17 protein-coding genes and 1 other annotated feature are annotated in these 17,722 nt (G+C 60.4%); of the genes, 6 read left to right on the plus strand and 11 right to left on the minus strand.

Translation table 11 applies throughout. The features are described 5' to 3' along the window. Positions 1 to 25: 25 nt before the first annotated feature. From recR to ACOWVD_RS12955, 5 genes are all read right to left on the minus strand, one after another. A complete protein-coding gene (gene recR, locus ACOWVD_RS12935) occupies positions 26 to 631 on the minus strand; it encodes a recombination mediator RecR (RefSeq protein WP_004940263.1) in 606 nt (201 codons plus the stop codon). Further along, positions 631 to 960 (minus strand): YbaB/EbfC family nucleoid-associated protein, encoded by a 330-nt coding sequence (locus tag ACOWVD_RS12940; RefSeq protein WP_004940264.1) that lies wholly within the window; start codon positions 958 to 960, stop codon positions 631 to 633. The genes recR and ACOWVD_RS12940 overlap by 1 nt, the downstream gene beginning before the upstream one ends. Before the next feature lie 41 nt (positions 961 to 1,001). Next, positions 1,002 to 2,960, minus strand: coding sequence for a DNA polymerase III subunit gamma/tau (dnaX, locus tag ACOWVD_RS12945; RefSeq protein ID WP_164095467.1), 1,959 nt, complete (start codon positions 2,958 to 2,960; stop codon positions 1,002 to 1,004). Further along, positions 1,605 to 1,669, minus strand: a sequence feature (DnaX frameshifting element). (Overlaps the previous gene by 65 nt.) A gap of 92 nt (positions 2,961 to 3,052) precedes the next feature. Continuing rightward, complete coding sequence (apt, locus tag ACOWVD_RS12950) at positions 3,053 to 3,604, minus strand: adenine phosphoribosyltransferase (RefSeq protein ID WP_015376864.1); 552 nt, start codon at positions 3,602 to 3,604, stop codon at positions 3,053 to 3,055. 153 nt (positions 3,605 to 3,757) lie between these two features. Continuing rightward, positions 3,758 to 4,138, minus strand: coding sequence for a DUF454 family protein (locus tag ACOWVD_RS12955; protein WP_004940275.1), 381 nt, complete (start codon positions 4,136 to 4,138; stop codon positions 3,758 to 3,760). 134 nt (positions 4,139 to 4,272) lie between these two features. Between ACOWVD_RS12955 and priC the strand changes: the two genes are divergently transcribed. Then, positions 4,273 to 4,809 carry a primosomal replication protein PriC gene (gene priC, locus ACOWVD_RS12960; protein ID WP_004940276.1) on the plus strand — a complete coding sequence of 179 codons (537 nt, stop codon included), beginning with the start codon at positions 4,273 to 4,275 and terminating at the stop codon, positions 4,807 to 4,809. 106 nt (positions 4,810 to 4,915) lie between these two features. Beyond that, positions 4,916 to 5,095 carry a pleiotropic regulatory protein RsmS gene (gene rsmS, locus ACOWVD_RS12965; RefSeq protein ID WP_004940278.1) on the plus strand — a complete coding sequence of 60 codons (180 nt, stop codon included), beginning with the start codon at positions 4,916 to 4,918 and terminating at the stop codon, positions 5,093 to 5,095. Between the two features lie 41 nt (positions 5,096 to 5,136). Here rsmS and mscK read toward each other — a convergent pair whose 3' ends face one another. The 3 genes from mscK to acrR all read right to left on the minus strand — a co-directional run bounded on the left by mscK (position 5,137) and on the right by acrR (position 9,670). Beyond that, the gene (gene mscK, locus ACOWVD_RS12970) at positions 5,137 to 8,520 is read right to left on the minus strand and encodes a mechanosensitive channel MscK (protein WP_164095466.1); all 3,384 of its coding nucleotides are present in this window, start codon (positions 8,518 to 8,520) and stop codon (positions 5,137 to 5,139) included. A gap of 101 nt (positions 8,521 to 8,621) precedes the next feature. Beyond that, positions 8,622 to 8,975 (minus strand): DsrE/DsrF/TusD sulfur relay family protein, encoded by a 354-nt coding sequence (locus ACOWVD_RS12975; RefSeq protein ID WP_004940282.1) that lies wholly within the window; start codon positions 8,973 to 8,975, stop codon positions 8,622 to 8,624. Between the two features lie 11 nt (positions 8,976 to 8,986). After that, a complete protein-coding gene (gene acrR / locus ACOWVD_RS12980; protein ID WP_049188633.1) occupies positions 8,987 to 9,670 on the minus strand; it encodes a multidrug efflux transporter transcriptional repressor AcrR in 684 nt (227 codons plus the stop codon). Between the two features lie 142 nt (positions 9,671 to 9,812). Between acrR and sdeX the strand changes: the two genes are divergently transcribed. From sdeX to ykgO, 4 genes are all read left to right on the plus strand, one after another. After that, positions 9,813 to 11,000 carry a multidrug efflux RND transporter periplasmic adaptor subunit SdeX gene (sdeX, locus tag ACOWVD_RS12985; protein WP_015376861.1) on the plus strand — a complete coding sequence of 396 codons (1,188 nt, stop codon included), beginning with the start codon at positions 9,813 to 9,815 and terminating at the stop codon, positions 10,998 to 11,000. Positions 11,001 to 11,017: 17 nt separating this feature from the next. Further along, the gene (sdeY, locus tag ACOWVD_RS12990; RefSeq protein ID WP_049242784.1) at positions 11,018 to 14,164 is read left to right on the plus strand and encodes a multidrug efflux RND transporter permease subunit SdeY; all 3,147 of its coding nucleotides are present in this window, start codon (positions 11,018 to 11,020) and stop codon (positions 14,162 to 14,164) included. A gap of 186 nt (positions 14,165 to 14,350) precedes the next feature. Beyond that, entirely contained in the window at positions 14,351 to 14,605 is a 255-nt protein-coding gene (locus tag ACOWVD_RS12995) for a type B 50S ribosomal protein L31 (protein ID WP_004940303.1), read from the plus strand. Between the two features lie 12 nt (positions 14,606 to 14,617). Further along, the gene (gene ykgO / locus ACOWVD_RS13000; RefSeq protein ID WP_004940304.1) at positions 14,618 to 14,758 is read left to right on the plus strand and encodes a type B 50S ribosomal protein L36; all 141 of its coding nucleotides are present in this window, start codon (positions 14,618 to 14,620) and stop codon (positions 14,756 to 14,758) included. Between the two features lie 107 nt (positions 14,759 to 14,865). Here ykgO and ACOWVD_RS13005 read toward each other — a convergent pair whose 3' ends face one another. From ACOWVD_RS13005 to ACOWVD_RS13015, 3 genes are read right to left on the minus strand one after another with little or no spacing between them, the layout of a single operon-like run. After that, the gene (locus ACOWVD_RS13005; RefSeq protein WP_049242786.1) at positions 14,866 to 15,744 is read right to left on the minus strand and encodes a metal ABC transporter substrate-binding protein; all 879 of its coding nucleotides are present in this window, start codon (positions 15,742 to 15,744) and stop codon (positions 14,866 to 14,868) included. Between the two features lie 25 nt (positions 15,745 to 15,769). Further along, positions 15,770 to 16,627 carry a metal ABC transporter permease gene (locus ACOWVD_RS13010; RefSeq protein ID WP_044031827.1) on the minus strand — a complete coding sequence of 286 codons (858 nt, stop codon included), beginning with the start codon at positions 16,625 to 16,627 and terminating at the stop codon, positions 15,770 to 15,772. Beyond that, positions 16,624 to 17,337, minus strand: coding sequence for a metal ABC transporter ATP-binding protein (locus tag ACOWVD_RS13015; protein ID WP_049242873.1), 714 nt, complete (start codon positions 17,335 to 17,337; stop codon positions 16,624 to 16,626). The genes ACOWVD_RS13010 and ACOWVD_RS13015 overlap by 4 nt, the downstream gene beginning before the upstream one ends. Between the last annotated feature and the right edge of the window lie 385 nt (positions 17,338 to 17,722).

Below are 17,722 nucleotides of genomic sequence, written 5' to 3' on the forward strand. Positions count from 1 at the left end.
CCGGGCGGCCCCATCCGGGAAAACATCAGAACTTGATGGCGTGGCGCCCGGCCAGCGAATGCGACAGCGTGGTGCCATCGACCATCTCCAGCTCGCCGCCCACCGGCACGCCGTGGGCGATACGGCTGGCGAGCACGCCATACTGGCCGCACATCTCGGCGATGTAGTTGGCGGTCGCCTCCCCTTCCACCGTCGGGTTGGTGGCGAGGATCACTTCGGTGATGCTTTCCTTTTCCAGCCGTTGCTCCAGGCGATCCAGACCGATATCGCCCGGCCCGATGCCGTCCAGCGGCGACAGATGCCCCATCAGCACAAAGTAGCGCCCGGCGAACTGGCCGGTCTGCTCGATGGCGTGGATATCCGCCGGGCTTTCCACCACGCAAATCTGGCCGTTTTGCTGGCGGCGCGGATTGGCGCAGATGGTGCAGACGTCCTGTTCGGTGAAGGTGCGGCAGTCGGCGCAGTGGCCAATCTCCGACATCGCGCGCGTCAACGCCTGCGCCAGGCGCATGCCGCCGCTGCGATCGCGCTGCAGCAGTTGAAACGCCATGCGCTGCGCCGATTTCGGGCCGACGCCCGGCAAACAGCGCAGCGCCTCCATCAGGGATTCAAGGAGCGGGCTGGTTTGCATCAGAACGGCATCTTGAAGCCAGGCGGCAACTGCATGCCGCTGGAGACGGAAGCCATTTTCTCTTTCTGGGTCTCTTCGATGCGGCGCGCGGCGTCGTTAAACGCCGCGGCGATCAGATCTTCCAGCATCTCTTTGTCGTCTTCCATCAGGCTAGGATCGATCTCCACGCGGCGGCAGTTGTGCGCGCCGTTGATGGTGACTTTCACCAGGCCCGCGCCGGATTCGCCGGTCACTTCCAATTTGGCGACTTCTTCCTGCATCTGCTGCATTTTTTCTTGCATTTGCTGGGCTTGCTTCATCAGGTTGCCCAGACCGCCTTTACCAAACATAGTCGTCTCTCGTCGCTAGGGCCGCGCACCTCGCGCGGCGTTTAAAGGGGGCGAATACTCTCTTCATCCAGATCCGCGTCGAAGAATCGGCGCAGCGTCTGAATGTTGGTATCCGCTTCGATGGACTGGCGCGCCTGCGCCAGCTTTTCCTCATAGATGGCTTGTCGCCATTCCAGCGGGGTGCGCTCCGCCGGATTATCGTCCTCCACCACGGTCAGCTCGATCGGGCCGCCGTACAGCTCACCGAGCGCGTCGGCCAGCGTCTTCTGCGCCGAAGGCGAATTCAGATGGCGCTGCGAAGACCGCAGATGGAGGTTAATTTTGCCCGGCTCCGGCTGCTGCTTGAAGGCGTTCAACGCCAGCTGCTGCACCAATTTCGGGATCTTCAGCTTATCGATTTCCGCCGCCCAGGCGTCGCGCTCCAGCGACTCCACCACCAGCTTGGCGGCCAGCTCCGGCGTTTTCTCATGTTCCAACGCCGTGCGCAGCGCTTTCGGCGTCGCCAGCGGTTCCGGCGCCGCTTCCGGCTCGGTTTGCGCGCGCCAGCGATAGGCTTCCGGTTTCGCCGGTTTTTCCGGCACCTTCTTCTCCGCCAGGCGCTGCTGGCTGCGCTCGGTCACCGAAGCCAAACGCCCCAGCGCCGAGTTTGCCGGCCGCGCTATTCCTGGCGCCGCCGGCTCATTCTTTTTTGGTGTGGATGCTCCCTGCTGTCGTTGCAGCTGGGACCGCGCTTTCAACAGCTGGGCGGTGGCATCCGGTAAAGGGGCCGATGATTGTCGCTGCGGCGCGGCCGGCTGCCCTAGCGGCGGCGGCGCGTCCTGAAACTGCGGCGGCTGTGGCGATGCGGCCTGCTGCGGCTGCGCCATCGGCGCCGGCGCGGTCTGCACCAACGCCACCGGCTCCGGGATCACCGCTTTCGGGTGAAACGCCAGCGCGCGCAGCAGGGTCATCTCAACCCCCATGCGGCGATCCGGCGCATAGGCCAGCTCTTTGCGGCCCACCAACAGCGTCTGGTAATAAAGTTGCACATCGGCCGGCGGCAGGGTGCGCGCCAGCTCGCGCAGCCGTTGCTCCACGGCGGCGTATTGGTTGTCGAGCATCGAAGGCAACAGCTGCACCATCGCAATGCGATGCAGCAGCGCCAGCGTCTCCACCAGCAAGTTTTCCCAGTCCACGCCGCGCGAAGCGGCCTGCGCGACCTGCGCCATCACCTTTTCGCCGTCGGCGCTGACCAGCGCTTCGAGGATCGCCAGCGGCTGCTCGTCATCGAGCGTGCCGAGCATCTGGCTGACGGTGGCGGCGGTCACCTGCCCCTGCCCCATGGCGATCGCCTGATCGGTCAGGCTCAGCGCGTCGCGCATGCTGCCATCGGCGGCGCGCGCCAGCAGCTGCAGCGCGCGGGCGTCGCTGGTGATCTGCTCCGCCGTCAGCACCGTTTCCAGCTGCTGACGGATCTGATCGACGTCCAGCGCTTTGAGGTGGAACTGCAGACAGCGCGAGAGAATGGTCACCGGCAGCTTTTGCGGATCGGTGGTGGCCAACAGGAATTTGACGTGCGGCGGCGGCTCTTCCAGCGTCTTCAGCAACGCGTTGAAGCTGTGGCGCGAGAGCATATGCACTTCGTCGATCAGGTAGACCTTGAAGCGGCCGCGCGCCGGCGCGTACTGGACGTTGTCCAGCAGATCGCGGGTATCTTCCACCTTGGTTCGGGAAGCGGCGTCGATCTCGATCAGATCGACAAAGCGCCCCTGCTCGATCTCGCGGCAGTTGTCGCATTGGCCACATGGCGTGGCGGTGATGCCGGTTTCACAGTTCAGGCCTTTGGCCAGCAAGCGGGCGATGGTGGTTTTTCCCACGCCGCGCGTGCCCGAGAACAGATAGGCGTGATGGATCCGCCCCAGTGAGAGGCCGTTGGCCAGCGCGGTCAGGACATGTTCCTGGCCGACCACGTCTGCGAACGTTTGAGGGCGCCACTTACGGGCGAGAACCTGATAGCTCATTAATACCGGAGAAGTCGAGGAATCTGGAGGGTCATGCTAACACAGCCCCGCGGCGATCCGCGAGGCCGTTGTGCCCAAGGGGCAAGGCCGCATCAATGGCCGGCGAAGTCCACCAGGCAGTAGCAATCGATGCCCAGCTTGTTCAGACGCGCTTCCCCGCCCAGATCCGGCAGGTTGATGATGAACGCGGCGTCGTTCACTTCACCGCCCAGACGGCGGATCAGTTTGGTGGTCGCTTCGATGGTGCCACCGGTCGCCAGCAGATCGTCCACCACCAGCACTTTGTCACCCGCGGTGATGGCATCGGTGTGGATCTCCAGCTTGTCGGTGCCGTACTCCAGCTCATAGCTTTCGCTGAGCGTGGCGCGCGGCAGTTTGCCCGGTTTGCGCACCGGCACGAAACCGACGCCCAGCGCCAGCGCGACGGGCGCGCCGAACAGGAAACCACGCGCTTCGGTACCCACCACCTTGGTCACGCCCGCTTCGCGATAGCGCTCAACCAGCAGCTCGATGCTGGCGGCATAGGCCAACGGGTTTTCCAGCAGGCTGGTCACGTCGCGGAACAGGATGCCCGGCTTCGGATAATCCGGGATGGTTTTGATACTGTCTTTAATAAACTGAAGCTGCTGCGCAGTAGCGGTCATAATTGTTGCCTGATAAAACTGCCTGAAAACCGGCGCGCCGCTCACCCGCCGCCCCCGGGAGAAACACACCGGAGAAGAAATGGCAGGCGATCCGCGCACGAAAACGCCCAAATCTATGCAAACTGGCGGACAAATGCAACCAGCGGCGCACAATCAGCGCTGTTTTTGTTGCGGCAGGTCAATAACCGGCAGACGCAGCATAAAGGTCAGCAAAATGGCCAGCATCAGCAGCAACAGCCCGCGCACCCACCAGATTTTCACCAGCCACAGCGAACAGGCGAAGGTCAGCACGATCACCAGCACCGCCTTCCACTTCGCCCCCGGCGGCAGCGCGCGATGCTGCTGCCAGTGGCGCAGGTAAGGGCCGAACCAGGAACGGTGCAGCAGCCAGTGATGAAAGCGCGGCGAAGAGCGGGCGAAACACCAGGCGGCCAACAGCAGGAACGGCGTGGTCGGCAGCAGCGGCAGCACCACGCCCAACGTCGCCAGCACCACCGCCAGCCAGCCCAAAATGATCAATAACCCACGCGTCATGCGGCTCTTCGCTCCTCAATCGGTTGCGGCTTACTGTAGCATCGGCGCCGCGCCGGCGGAATATGCATGCGGCGCTTGTTTCACGGCAGCATCGCGGGCAAGCTTACGCCTGTTGAAATCAAGAGGGAGCTTATGTGAGCACTCAGCGTCTATTACAGGTGTTGGCACAGCAGATCGCGGCGCTGGCGGCCGAAGTGACCCCGCGCGGCGACGTTCCGATCCCGCAGGCGCGCTTCGACGCCGCCCTGTTCGCCAATCGCGGCACGCGGCTGCGCGACTACCTGGCCGAGGTGGAGAAGAATTTCGCCCAGCTGCAAAGCGCCGCCAACGACAACCGCACCAGCCAGGTGGCCTTTCTGGCCGAAAAACTGGTGGCTCAGATCGCCGCCCTGCAGCGCGAGCTGGCGACCCAGGCGCTGCGGCGCAAGAACCAGCCGAAAGAAGCCCCCGAGGCCGATCTGTACCACAAGCTGGCCGAACATCAGGACTACGAACGCCGGCTGATCGCCATGATTCAGGATCGGGAAAGCCTGCTCGGCCGCCAAACCACGCTGGCGGCGCAGCAAAAACTGCAGCACGAGCTGGCGGCGCTGGAGGGGCGGCTGATGCGCTGTCGTCAGGCGTTGGCGCGCATCGAGCGCAATATCGAGCGCAAAGAAAACGGTTTTTGAAGATTTATCACAATATTTTAATGATTATTCCCGGTTGCGCGCCGGGTTCACTATACTCTGCCGGTATGCGAGTTATTCATCCCATTAATTAATAAGCGCAGGTGCTATGTCTCTGGAAAACGCCTCACCCGAACTGCAGCTGGCGGTAGACTTGATTTACCTGCTGGAATGCAACGAGATCGATCCGGTCACCGCACTGGCGGCGCTGGATATCGTCAAACGGGATTATCAGGAAAAGCTGCAGCGCGCCGGCGTCACCTCGCCCTACCTGCCTGCCGGACAGTAACCGGGGACAGCGCCGCTGTCCCTTTCGTCTTTCAACGTTCATCAGCCCGCCGTCTGGCCGCCGTCGTCCGGTGACAGCGTTCTTTTCACTTCCTGCACTTCGTTGCCCTGCTGGTTATGCAGATACACCTCCAGCTGATTGAAGGCGATGTCGATGCCGTTTTCCCGGCACAGGCGATCGATTGAGCGGTTCAATTCGTCCACGGTATAGCTGCGATCGCGCAGTTCCCGCACATAGAGCCGCAGTTCGTGATCCAGCGTGCTGGCGCCGAAGTTGAGGAAAAACACCTGCGGTTCGGGATCGGTCATCACCCGCGGGTTGTCGTGCGCCGCCTGCAGCAACACCTTTTTCACCTTGTCGAGATCGGAGCCGTAGGCCACGCCGACCTTGATCAGCACGCGAGTGATGGTGTCGGACAGCGACCAGTTGATCAGCCGCTCGGTGACGAACGCCTTGTTCGGAATGATCACCTCTTTGCGATCGAAGTCGGTAATGGTGGTGGCGCGAATGCGGATCTTGCTGACCGAACCGGAGAAGGTGCCGATGGTGATGGTATCGCCGATGCGGATCGGGCGTTCGAACAGAATGATCAGGCCGGAGACGAAGTTGGCGAAGATCTCCTGCAACCCGAAGCCCAGCCCGACCGTCAGACCGGCGGCCAGCCATTGCAGTTTGTCCCAGGAAACGCCGAGCGATCCCAGCGCAACCACGGCGCCCACGGCGGTAATCAGGTAAGTGAGCACGGTGGTGATGGCGTAAGACGCCCCCTGCCGCAGCTGCAGCCGCGACAGCACCACCACCTCCAGCAGACCAGGCAAGTTGCGGGTGAGCACGTAGGCGACGATCACTGCGGCTATCGCCACCATCATGTTGCCCAGCGTCACCGCCTGCGCCACGCTGCTGCCCGCCACGGTGCTGGTGTAATGCCACAGCGTGATGCTGTCCAGATAAGCGATGACCGTCACCAGATCCGACCAAATGGCATAGAAGGCGCTGGCGAAGATGGCGAACAGCACCAGGGTGGTCAGGCGCAGCGACTGCTGGTTGATCTGATCGAGCGCCAGCGGCGGCTCTTCCACCACCGGTTCACCGCCTTCGGCTCCTTCTTTCGCCACGTTTTGCCGCCGCGCCAACGCGCGCCGGTAGGCCAGACGCCGCGCCGCCACGCTCAGGCCACGCAGCGCGGTCAGGTACACGATATTCCACAGGAAAAACAGATACAGGCTGTCTATCCAGCGGCTGGCCAGTCGCAGCGTGGTATAGAAGTAACCGGCGAACATCAGCCCCAGCAGGATCAGCGGCGTGGCGGCTATGGCAGTAACCACCATCAGCCGCACGGCGTGCGAGCCCTTTTCGCGCCAGCTGTCGCGGCACAGCGGGAACACCAGCACCGCGAGCAGCGCCAGCGTCAGCATCACCACGATCTGGCCAATAACGTCTTCCACCAGGCGCAGCGGCGCTTTTTCGCCCAATACCGACCAGAAGATCAGCGGCTGCAGCGCCAATCCCAGCCGCAGCGTCTGCCGGCGGTAATGCGCGCACAGATTGGCGCCGAAGTTGAAATGCCGCTCGGCAATGCCGCCCGGTTTCAGCATCCGATAGCTGAAGCCGAATACCAGCCACGACAGCGCCAGCTGCTGCGACAATGCCCAGATAAAGTCGCTGATGCCGAAATCGGCGCGATACATCCAGAAACCGACGCCGAGCAGCAGCGCGGCGCCGGGCAATACCTTCAGCAAGGTCAGCGCGATAGCCTTCGGCGTATGCAGTTGGCCGTCGCGCTTCAGTTGCCCCACATCGCTGGCCAGCTTTTGCAAATGGCCGTCGATCAGCCGGTAGCGCCAGCGCAATACCCCGATCGCCAACAGCATCGGGATCAGGAACACCAGCGCATTCAACCCGCCCTGCAATAGCTTGCCGCCGTCGAATTTGATATCTAGCCCGGCAAGCTGATCGCGCACCGCCTCCGGCATCGCCTTCAGCCACGCCAGATCGACCGGCTTGTTGCTGTTGACCCAGAAGATCTGCTGGGTCAGCGTATCCTGCAACGAACCGTAGACGCTGGTGAGCTGCTGCTGATTGATCTGCAGGTTGATCGACAGCGACAGCTGGTTGCTGAGCTGTTTGTTCAGCTGATCCAACAGCTCGCGGCGCATGTCGACGATCTCGTTCAACGCGTCGATCACTTCCGGGCCGGCCTTTTCCTTGCTTTCGGCCACCAGCTGGTTGATGTAATCCTCCCCCTTGAACAGATCGTCGCGTTGCTGATTGATATCGAACTGCTCCAGCCGCAAATCGGCGATGCGCGTGTCCATATCCGCCAACAGCGTGCCCTGCGGCAGGCTCTGCTGCTGCTGATACAGGATGCGCGACAGCACCAGGCTGCCCTTCAGCACCTGGATCTGCTCTTTCAGGTTACGCTCCGCCTGCAGCCCGCGATCGAGCCAGTTTTTGACCCGAATATTCTGCTGGAACAGGGTGTTGCTCTCTTCGGTGGCGGCGATCAGCCGCTGGCTCAGCTGGCGGTTGACGTCCAGCTGCTTGCTGACCAGCTGATCGTGCTGGATATCGGTGGCGTCTTCCGGGTTTTGCGCCTCTTTGGCGGTCTTTTCAGACAGCGTCAACCGCTTGCTGTTGACGATCTCCTGCAGCAACTGCACTGACCTATCCAGCGCGTCGATATGCGCGGTGGTGTAGTCGCGCTGCTTTTGCAGCAGATCCTGCAGCGTGGTATTGGCTTCCAGGCTCTTGCGCTGCAGCTCCAGCTGCGCATTGAGCAGCGCCTGCTCGGTGCTCAGCATCACCTGTTGACTGTTGCGCAGCGAATCTTGCCCCGGCGTCTGGCCGCTGAGCTGGCTGCGGATCTCCTGCAGGCGCTGCGAGGCGGCGTACATGGTGCTTTGTACCCGCTCGGGCTGGGTTTGCAGCGACACCAGTTGGCTGTTGTAGGTGGAGAGGCTCTCCTGCGCGCTTTGCAGCTCGTCGAGCGTTTGATACAGCCGGCTTTCCAACTGGCGCAGCGACAGCGGCAACAGCGCAGCGCGCGCCGCCGCATTGTCTACCGGCTGCTTCAGCGCATCCAGTTCGGCAGTGACCTGACTGAGCTTCGCCGGCGCCTGCTGCACCTGCTGTTTAAGCTGTGCGGCGTCTTGCCGGTTGCGCTCGAGGGCGTCCAGCAGCTCCAGCGTGCGGGTCAAATCCTGTTGGGACAGCTTTTCGACCGGCGTCAGGGCTTTTTGCTTGCTCAGCGTTTCCAGCTGGCTTTGCACTTCGCTGCGCTGCGGCAGATCGCCGTTCAGCGCCGCCTGTGTCGGCAAGCTCAGCGCGCAAATCAGGAAAAGAAGTGTCGCGGCGGCGATGCGCCGCCGGCATGCGCCGACAAACGAGCGCGGCGCCAGAGAGGGCAGAGTCAACCAGCGATGCATGATTTAGCTTCGGAATCGGTTAAGAAGCCTGAAGATTATCACGACAGCCGGCAGGCAACGAACAACAAAAGCGTTGCCGGTGATGTCCCATTGTCGCGAAATCAGAAAGTCAGCACTTTCTCCGCCGCCAGCGTCCACTGCGCCAGCTCGACCAGCGTGCCGATCGCCACGCCGTCCGCCAGCGGCAAGCGGCTGACGCCGCGCGCGTCGGCGCAGGTCTTGCACAGCTTGACCGGCACCTGCTGCGCGGTGAGGATTTCCAGCATCTGCTGCAGGTGGTACCCCTCGTGCGGCTGCTGCCCGGCCAACCCGGCCACCACCGCATCGGACATCAGAAACAGCCGCAGATCGAGACTGCTCTGCTGCTCTTTCATGGCGATGGCCAACCGCAGCGCATTGAACAAGGATTCGTGGCCATAGGCGGCGCCATTGGCGATGAGAACGACTGATGACATGAAATCTCTCCTTATAAAGGCAGGGAGCCGGCGTTGGACGGTGCTGCCGTCGGCATATCGGATCTGAGGCGCAAGGTGGGGCAAAACTGCAGCATCTCCAAAAACGCATCCACCAGCGCTTCGGCTTCGGCCCGCAAATCGAAACTTTCCGGCATAAACAGCCAGTTTTCCAGCAGGCCGGTGATATAACCGCGCAGGATGATCGCCGCGCGACGAGTGTGCAGATCGGCCGGCAATTGCCCGTGGTGAATGCAGTTGTACAGCACCGCTTCGATGCGTTCGTAACCGGCGAGGTACAGCACCTTGCGCGAATCCAGCAGCGGCATCATTTCACCGACAAACTCGCATTTGTGGAATATAATTTCCATCAACGCCCGCCTGCGGCCGTCTTCAACCGTAGACGTCAGAACGTAAATCAGAATTTCCCGGATAACCCGCAGTGGATTATCGGGAAACTTTGCCTGATACTCTGTTTCGAGCTGGTCAATTTTCGGCTCGGTAGATTCCCAAACTTCATTAAACAGGTCTACCTTATTCTTGAAGTGCCAGTAAATGGCTCCACGCGTAACCCCAGCAGCGGTGGCAATATCTGTCAGTGACGTTGCAGCAACGCCACGTTCAGAGAACTCTCTCACCGCAGCATCGAGGATTTGCTGTCGGGTTTCTTGCGCCTGCTGTTTGGTTTTTCGTGCCATGGCATTGTTATTTAGGGGGAGTGTGATTTACATACATTCGCGAATGTATGTACCATAGCACGCACATATAATTAACGCAGCAATGGGTTTTAAAGCTTGTGATCCATTGATCATTTTGAAATCGGACACTTGAGGTTTTTCTATGAACAAAAACAGAGGGTTAACGCCTCTGGCGGCCGTTCTGATGCTTTCAGGCAGCTTAGTGCTAACAGGATGTAACGATAAAGAAACCCAACAGCAAGGTGCCCAACAACAGGCACCTGAAGTGGGCGTAGTCACCTTGAAGGCCGAGCCTCTCAACATCACTACCGATCTTCCTGGCCGCACCGCTGCGTATCGTATCGCCGAAGTTCGCCCTCAGGTCAGTGGCATCATCCTGAAGCGCAACTTCGTCGAAGGCAGCGATATCAAGGCCGGGACGTCTCTGTACCAAATCGATCCCGCAACCTATCAAGCCAGCTACGACAGCGCGAAAGGCGATTTGGCCAAAGCACAGGCCAGCGCTTCCATCGCACGCGTGACGGTAAACCGCTACAAGCCATTGCTGGGTACCAGCTATATCAGTAAGCAGGACTACGACAACGCCGTCTCCACACTGCAGCAAGCGGATGCCGCCGTGGTGGCCGCCAAGGCCGCCGTCGAAACCGCGCGCATTAATCTGGCGTACACCAAAGTGACCTCCCCGATCTCCGGCCGCATCGGCAAATCCGCCGTGACCGAAGGCGCGCTGGTCAGCAACGGCCAGGCGACCGCCCTGTCCACCGTGCAGCAGTTGGATCCGATGTATGTCGACGTCACCCAGTCGAGCACCGACTTCCTGCGCCTGAAGCAAGAACTGGCCAGCGGCGCGCTGAAGCAGGAAAACGGCAAGGCCAAGGTGAAACTGATGCTGGAAAACGGCACCGAATATGCGCAGGAAGGCACGCTGGAGTTCTCTGACGTCACCGTCGATGAGACCACCGGCTCCATTACCATTCGCGCCCTGTTCCCTAACCCGAACGATACGCTGTTGCCTGGCATGTTCGTGCGCGCCCGTCTGGACGAAGGCGTACGCAGCGATGCGTTGCTGGTGCCTCAACAGGGCGTCACCCGCAACCCGCGCGGCGACGCGACGGCGTTGGTGGTAGGGGCAGACAACAAAGTTGAGCTGCGCACGCTGAAGGCGGACCAGGCGATTGGCGACAAATGGCTGGTTACCGATGGCCTGAAAGCCGGCGATCGCGTGATCGTCTCCGGCCTGATGAAAGTGCATCCGGGCGCGCAGGTAAAAGTGCAGGAAGTTGACACTCAGGCGCAAAAACAGCCGCAGTCTGAAGCGCAGAAGTCATAAAAAGGAGCCTGTAATACATGGCTAAGTTCTTTATAGACCGCCCAATTTTCGCCTGGGTAATCGCCATCATCGTCATGTTGGCGGGGGTGCTTGCAATAATGAAACTGCCCATCGCGCAGTATCCCACTATTGCACCGCCGGCGGTGAGTATTTCCGCCAACTACCCGGGCGCAGATGCCAAAACGGTGCAGGATACCGTCACACAGATTATCGAACAGAACATGAACGGTATCGATAACCTGATGTACATGTCCTCCACCAGTGATTCCTCTGGTAGCGTCACCATTACCCTGACGTTTGAATCCGGCACCGATCCTGACATCGCGCAGGTTCAGGTTCAGAACAAACTGTCGTTGGCCACCCCGCTGCTGCCGCAAGAAGTTCAGCAACAGGGCCTGAAAGTAGAAAAATCCAGCAGCAGCTTCCTGATGGTGGCCGGCTTCGTTTCCGACGATCCGAACATGACGCAGGACGATATTGCGGACTACGTGGCGTCCAACATCAAGGATCCGATCAGCCGTTCGTCCGGCGTGGGTGAAGTGCAGCTGTTCGGTGCCCAGTACGCGATGCGTATCTGGCTGGATCCGAACAAGCTGAACAACTACCAGCTGACGACCACGGACGTGACCTCCGCCATCACCGAGCAGAACAACCAGATCGCCGCTGGCCAGCTGGGCGGCCTGCCGCCGGTGCCGGGGCAGCAGTTGAACGCCTCGATCATCGCGCAGACCCGTCTGACTTCGCCGGAAGAGTTCGGCAAGATCCTGCTGAAGGTGAATACCGACGGTTCCCAGGTGCGCCTGCGCGACGTCGCTCACATCGAGCGCGGCGCGGAAAGCTATGCCGTTACCGCACGTTATAACGGCAAGCCTGCCGCCGGCCTGGGTATCAAACTGGCAACCGGCGCCAACGCCTTGAACACCGCCAAAGGTGTGAAAGACGAGCTGGCCAAGATGGCGCCATTCTTCCCGCAAGGGATGAAAGTGGTTTATCCGTACGACACCACCCCGTTCGTTAAAATCTCCATCAACGAAGTGGTGAAAACGCTGATCGAAGCCATCATCCTGGTGTTCCTGGTGATGTATCTGTTCCTGCAGAACTTCCGCGCGACGCTGATCCCAACCATCGCGGTGCCGGTAGTACTGTTGGGGACCTTTGCGATACTCGCGGCGTTCGGCTTCTCGATAAACACCCTGACGATGTTCGGCATGGTGTTGGCGATCGGCCTGCTGGTAGATGACGCCATCGTGGTGGTGGAAAACGTCGAGCGCGTTATGTCCGAAGAGGGGCTGCCGCCGAAAGAAGCCACCCGTAAATCGATGGGCCAGATCCAGGGCGCGCTGGTGGGCATCGCCATGGTGCTGTCAGCGGTATTCGTGCCGATGGCGTTCTTTGGCGGCTCAACCGGCGCCATCTATCGCCAGTTCTCGATCACCATCGTGTCCGCGATGGCGCTGTCGGTGCTGGTGGCCTTGATCCTGACGCCGGCGCTGTGCGCCACCATGCTCAAACCGATCCCGAAAGGCGATCACGGGGTTAAAACAGGCTTCTTCGGCTGGTTTAACCGCATGTTCGAGAAAAGCACGCATCACTATACCGACAGCGTGGGCAACATCCTGCGCAGCACCGGCCGCTATCTGATCATCTACCTGCTGATCGTGGTTGGCATGGGCCTGCTGTTCCTGCGCCTGCCTTCCTCGTTCCTGCCGGACGAAGATCAGGGCATCCTGTTGACCATGGTGCAGTTGCCTGCCGGCGCCACCGAGTCCCGCACCAACAAAGTGCTGGAAGAAGTCTCTGACTACTTCCTGAACAAGGAAAAGGACAACGTGGTTTCGGTGTTTACCGTCGCGGGCTTCGGCTTCAACGGTAACGGCCAGAACAACGGCCTGGCATTCGTCAGCCTGAAAGACTGGGGCGAGCGTCCGGGGGCCGGGAACAAGGTAGAAGCGATCGCCGGTCGCGCCATGGGCGCCTTCTCGCAGATTAAAGAAGGCCTGGTGTTCCCGTTCAACCTGCCGGCGATTATCGAACTCGGTACCGCAACCGGCTTCGACTTCGAGCTGATTGACCAGGGCGGCCTGGGGCACGAAAAACTGACCGAAGCGCGTAACCAGCTGTTGGGCATGGTTGCTCAGCATCCGGATGTGCTGGTGGGCGTGCGCCCGAACGGCCTGGAAGATACGCCGCAGTTCAAACTGATCGTCGATCAGGAGAAAGCCAAGGCGTTGGGCGTCAGCATCACCACCATTAACAGCACGCTGAGCACCGCGCTGGGTGGCTCGTACGTCAACGACTTCATCGACCGCGGTCGTGTGAAGAAGGTGTACGTACAGGCCGAAGCGCCGTTCCGCATGCTGCCGGAAGACATCAACAAGTGGTACGTGCGCGGTACCAGCGGCCAGATGGTGCCATTCTCCGCCTTCTCTTCGGCGAAATGGGAATACGGCTCACCGCGTCTGGAACGCTATAACGGCTTGCCGTCGATGGAAATTCTGGGCCAGGCCGCACCGGGCAAGAGTACCGGTGAAGCGATGAACCTGATGGAGCAACTGGCGTCCAAACTGCCAAGCGGCATCGGTTACGACTGGACCGGCATGTCCTATCAGGAACGTCTGTCGGGCAACCAGGCGCCGGCGCTGTACGCCATCTCGATTCTGGTGGTGTTCCTGTGTCTGGCGGCGCTGTATGAAAGCTGGTCCGTGCCGTTCTCGGTCATGCTGGTATTGCCGCTGGGGGTTATCGGTGCGTTGTTGGCCGCGACGATGCGCGGCATGAACAACGACGTGTACTTCCAGGTAGGGTTGCTGACCACCATTGGTCTATCGGCGAAGAACGCCATCCTGATCGTGGAATTCGCCAAAGACCTGATGGAAAAAGAAGGCAAAGGCCTGGTCGAGGCGACATTGGAAGCAGTGCGTATGCGTCTGCGTCCAATCCTGATGACGTCCCTGGCCTTCATCCTCGGGGTTCTGCCGCTGGTTATCAGCAGCGGCGCAGGCTCCGGCGCACAGAACGCGGTAGGTACCGGCGTAATGGGCGGGATGATCACCGCGACCGTATTGGCGATCTTCTTCGTACCGGTGTTCTTCGTGGTGGTTCGCCGCCGCTTCAGCAAGAAGAACGAAGACCTGGAACACAGCCACCCGGTAGAGCACCACTGATCGCTCAGTGATGTGAGCTCCACCCGATAATCGAAAAGGCCGCGCATGCGGCCTTTTTCTTTTGCTTCAGTTGCTTAATGCAAACCGTTCTCATTAATTCGCTCGTGAGTGCAATTTACGCTTGATCATGATGCCAGGTCGGCGCATAATTATTGTTATAGTATAACATCACACGAGAGAGCCATTATGAAACCCGGCATCCATCCCGATTACCGCACCGTGGTGTTCCACGACGTCAGCGCCAATGCCTACTTCAAAGTGGGATCGACCATCAAAACCGATCGCACTATCGAACTGGACGGCGAAAGCTGGCCGTATGTCACCCTCGACGTCTCTTCCGCTTCGCATCCGTATTACACCGGTAAGCAGAAAGACTATTCCAAAGAAGGCAGCACGGCGCGCTTCCAGCAGCGCTTTGGCCGCTTTATCGGCAATAAGTAACAAGGAAACCCCATGCAGGTATTGAGTTCATTGCGTTCGGCGAAAAATCGCCATCCGGATTGCAAAGTCGTGCGTCGTCGTGGCCGCATCTATGTGATCTGTAAAAGCAATCCGCGTTTCAAAGCGGTACAGGGACGTAAGAAAAAGCGTTAACTCCCAAGTGTCATCTGTCGCAAAGCCCCGTTGCTGCTCAACGGGGCTTTTTTTATGGCGAGAAAGTGCCTGCAAGCTGTCCCCCACCCGCGGGCGGGGGGCAGAGATTACTTCATGCTGCTCAGCAACGTGTCGACATTGTGTTTGAACGCCTGCTCATAGGTGGCCGCCGGACCACCGGCGCGGGAGAGCGCTTCAGGGTACAGCTCGCCGCCCGCCTTGGCGCCGGTGGCGGCGGCAATCTGCTTCACCAGCCGCGGATCGGTCTGGTTTTCGATAAAGTAAGCGTTAACCTTCTCCTGTTTAATCTGCTTAATCAGGCTCGCCACGTCGCTGGCGCTGGCTTCCGCTTCGGTGGAAAATCCGACCGGGGCAAGGAAGGTGACGCCATACTCTTGTCCAAAGTAGCCAAAAGCATCATGGCTGGTCAGCACCTTACGTTTCTGCGGTGGCACTGCGGCGAACTGGGTTTTGGCCCACAGATCCAGCTTTTGCAGCTGCTGAATGTAGTCGGCGCCACGCTGGCGAAAATAGTTGGCATCTTCAGGATCGGCGGCGATCAGGGCGTTCATCACGTTGGTGGCGTACTGCACGCCGTTTTTCATGCTGTTCCAGGCGTGAGGATCGGTAATCGGTTTGCCATCCTCTTCCATCTGGCGGGTGTTGATGCCCTGTGAAGCGATGATCACCTGCCCTTTATAACCCGAAGCATTGACCAGGCGATCGATCCACCCTTCCAGCCCCAGGCCGCTGACGAATACCACATCAGCCTGAGCCAGCTTCTTGCCGTCCTGCGGTGAAGGCTCGAAACTGTGCGGATCGCCATCCGGCCCCACCAGCGTGCTGACCTTGACGTGATCGCCGCCCACCTGCTTGACGATATCTCCGAGAATGGAAAAGCTGGCGACGGCGTCGACGGTCTTCGCCATCGCCAATGGGCTGGCCAGCAGAGCAGCTACCGCCAGCGATATAGGTAAACGTTTCATATTTTCTCCTTGCAAATGGCACTTCTCAACGGCGCGCAAAGGCGTAAATGCCTCCGCGCGTTCCAAACAGGATCGAGACAAAAAAGAGGATGCTGGCGCTGAGCACGATCGCCGGGCCGGCGGGAAGCGAAGCGTGATAGGACCACACCAGCCCAATCAGACTGGAAAGCGCGCCGATGCCCATCGCCGTCGCCAGCGTCTGCGGCAGATTGCGCGCCCAGAAGCGCGCGCTGGCGGCGGGCAGCATCATCAGCCCAACCGACATCAGGGTGCCGAGGATCTGGAATCCCGCCACCAGATTGACCACCACCAGCGCCAAAAACAGGCCGTGGATCAGCGCCAACCGGCGCGGCGCGTTAACGCGCAGGAAAGTGACATCGAAGGATTCGATAACCAGCGCGCGGTACAGCGCCGCCAGCGCCAGCAGCGAAACCGAGGCGATCGCACCGACCATCAGCATCGCCTGCGCATCCACCGCCAGGATCGAACCGAACAACACGTGCAGCAGATCCACGCTGGAACCGCGCAGCGAGACCAGCGTGACCCCCAACGCCAGTGAGCCCAGATAGAATCCGGCGAAGCTGGCGTCCTCTTTCAGCGGCGTGCGGCGGCTCACCAGGCCGGATAGCATCGCTACCGCCAGCCCGGCAATAAAGCCACCCACGCCCATCGCCACCAGCGACATACCGGAGATCAGATAGCCGATCGCCGCGCCCGGCAACACCGCGTGTGACAAGGCATCCCCTACCAGGCTCATGCGGCGCAGCAGCAGAAACACGCCCAGCGGGGCGGCACTGAGCGACAACGCCAGGCACGCCATGAGCGCGCGGCGCATAAAACCGAAAGAGAGGAAAGGATCGATAAGCGCATGCCACAGCATCATGGCGCCACCGCCCGCAGATCCGGCTGCCGTTCGGCGGCGTGATACCTCGGCACCTGCTCCAGCACCCGCTCGGCCGCGCCCCAGTGGCAAGCCTGCGGCGTCAGCAACAGCGCCTGCGGAAAATGCTCGGCAACCATCGACATATCGTGCAGCACGGCGATCACCGTTCTCCCCTGCCGGTGCAGCTGCGCAATCACCTGCAGCAAAATTTGCGTGGTGGCGCTGTCGATGCCGGTAAAAGGTTCATCCAGCAGGATCAGCGGCGCCTGTTGGACCAGCAGGCGCGCAAACAACACCCGCTGCAGCTGGCCGCCGGAGAGCTCGCCCACCGGGCTGTGCGCCAGCGCACTCATGCCGACGCTCGCCAGCGCCTCATTAACCTGGCTCGCCGCATGCTTGTTCATACCGCCGAACATGCCGCTTTGCGGCCAACATCCCATCGCCACCAGATCGCTTACCGCGATCGGGAACTGCCGATCCAGCTCCGCCTGCTGCGGTAAGTAAGCTCTGCGCGGCGGCTTTCCGCCGCTGAAATTCAGGCTGCCGCCCATCGGCGGCAACAAACCGGCGAGCGTTTTCAGCAATGTCGATTTTCCGGCCCCATTGACGCCCACCACCGCGGTTAACGAGCCGGCGGTAAACTGCCCGCTCAGCGGTGGAAAAAGCGGCGTGGCGCCATAGCCTAGCACCAGCTGACGCAGGATGATCATGGCAGCGATACCGCCCAAAAGATGCCGAGCCACAGCAGAGCCAGCAGCACAACGGCCCCTGCACAACGCGCGGCGGCGGAGGTGGTGAACAACGAATTCAGTGACGGCGCGGCACCATGTCGTGAAGTGGGAATCAATGTGATGACCAAAATGATGGATAAGAGTTATAATATAACATCACAACAACTGCCGTAGCTCAAGCTATGGCGCGACAATAATGCAACGGAACGTAACAATCCCTCGCACAGCGGCCCCCCCACGCCCTTACAAAACCCAGGGATATTTCCGTTCGGTTGGAATGTTGGCGTAAGGTTAAGGTAAAGAACAGCGGTAAATCGAAAAATTTACCGACGAGGGCGGAAAAGGAGTAAGATAAGCAGATAAC

Source organism: Serratia sp. SA088 (genome assembly GCF_049065515.1).
Lineage (GTDB): Bacteria > Pseudomonadota > Gammaproteobacteria > Enterobacterales > Enterobacteriaceae > Serratia > Serratia nematodiphila.

Bases quoted from the DNA above. Each gene is read 5' to 3' on its own strand.
- recR (WP_004940263.1), bottom strand. From the start codon at position 631: ATGCAAACCAGCCCGCTCCTTGAATCCCTGATGGAGGCGCTGCGCTGT.
- ACOWVD_RS12940 (WP_004940264.1), bottom strand. From the start codon at position 960: ATGTTTGGTAAAGGCGGTCTGGGCAACCTGATGAAGCAAGCCCAGCAA.
- dnaX (WP_164095467.1), bottom strand. From the start codon at position 2,960: ATGAGCTATCAGGTTCTCGCCCGTAAGTGGCGCCCTCAAACGTTCGCA.
- apt (WP_015376864.1), bottom strand. From the start codon at position 3,604: ATGACCGCTACTGCGCAGCAGCTTCAGTTTATTAAAGACAGTATCAAA.
- ACOWVD_RS12955 (WP_004940275.1), bottom strand. From the start codon at position 4,138: ATGACGCGTGGGTTATTGATCATTTTGGGCTGGCTGGCGGTGGTGCTG.
- rsmS (WP_004940278.1), top strand. From the start codon at position 4,916: ATGTCTCTGGAAAACGCCTCACCCGAACTGCAGCTGGCGGTAGACTTG.
- mscK (WP_164095466.1), bottom strand. From the start codon at position 8,520: ATGCATCGCTGGTTGACTCTGCCCTCTCTGGCGCCGCGCTCGTTTGTC.
- ACOWVD_RS12975 (WP_004940282.1), bottom strand. From the start codon at position 8,975: ATGTCATCAGTCGTTCTCATCGCCAATGGCGCCGCCTATGGCCACGAA.
- acrR (WP_049188633.1), bottom strand. From the start codon at position 9,670: ATGGCACGAAAAACCAAACAGCAGGCGCAAGAAACCCGACAGCAAATC.
- sdeX (WP_015376861.1), top strand. From the start codon at position 9,813: ATGAACAAAAACAGAGGGTTAACGCCTCTGGCGGCCGTTCTGATGCTT.
- sdeY (WP_049242784.1), top strand. From the start codon at position 11,018: ATGGCTAAGTTCTTTATAGACCGCCCAATTTTCGCCTGGGTAATCGCC.
- ACOWVD_RS12995 (WP_004940303.1), top strand. From the start codon at position 14,351: ATGAAACCCGGCATCCATCCCGATTACCGCACCGTGGTGTTCCACGAC.
- ykgO (WP_004940304.1), top strand. From the start codon at position 14,618: ATGCAGGTATTGAGTTCATTGCGTTCGGCGAAAAATCGCCATCCGGAT.
- ACOWVD_RS13005 (WP_049242786.1), bottom strand. From the start codon at position 15,744: ATGAAACGTTTACCTATATCGCTGGCGGTAGCTGCTCTGCTGGCCAGC.
- ACOWVD_RS13010 (WP_044031827.1), bottom strand. From the start codon at position 16,627: ATGATGCTGTGGCATGCGCTTATCGATCCTTTCCTCTCTTTCGGTTTT.
- ACOWVD_RS13015 (WP_049242873.1), bottom strand. From the start codon at position 17,337: ATGATCATCCTGCGTCAGCTGGTGCTAGGCTATGGCGCCACGCCGCTT.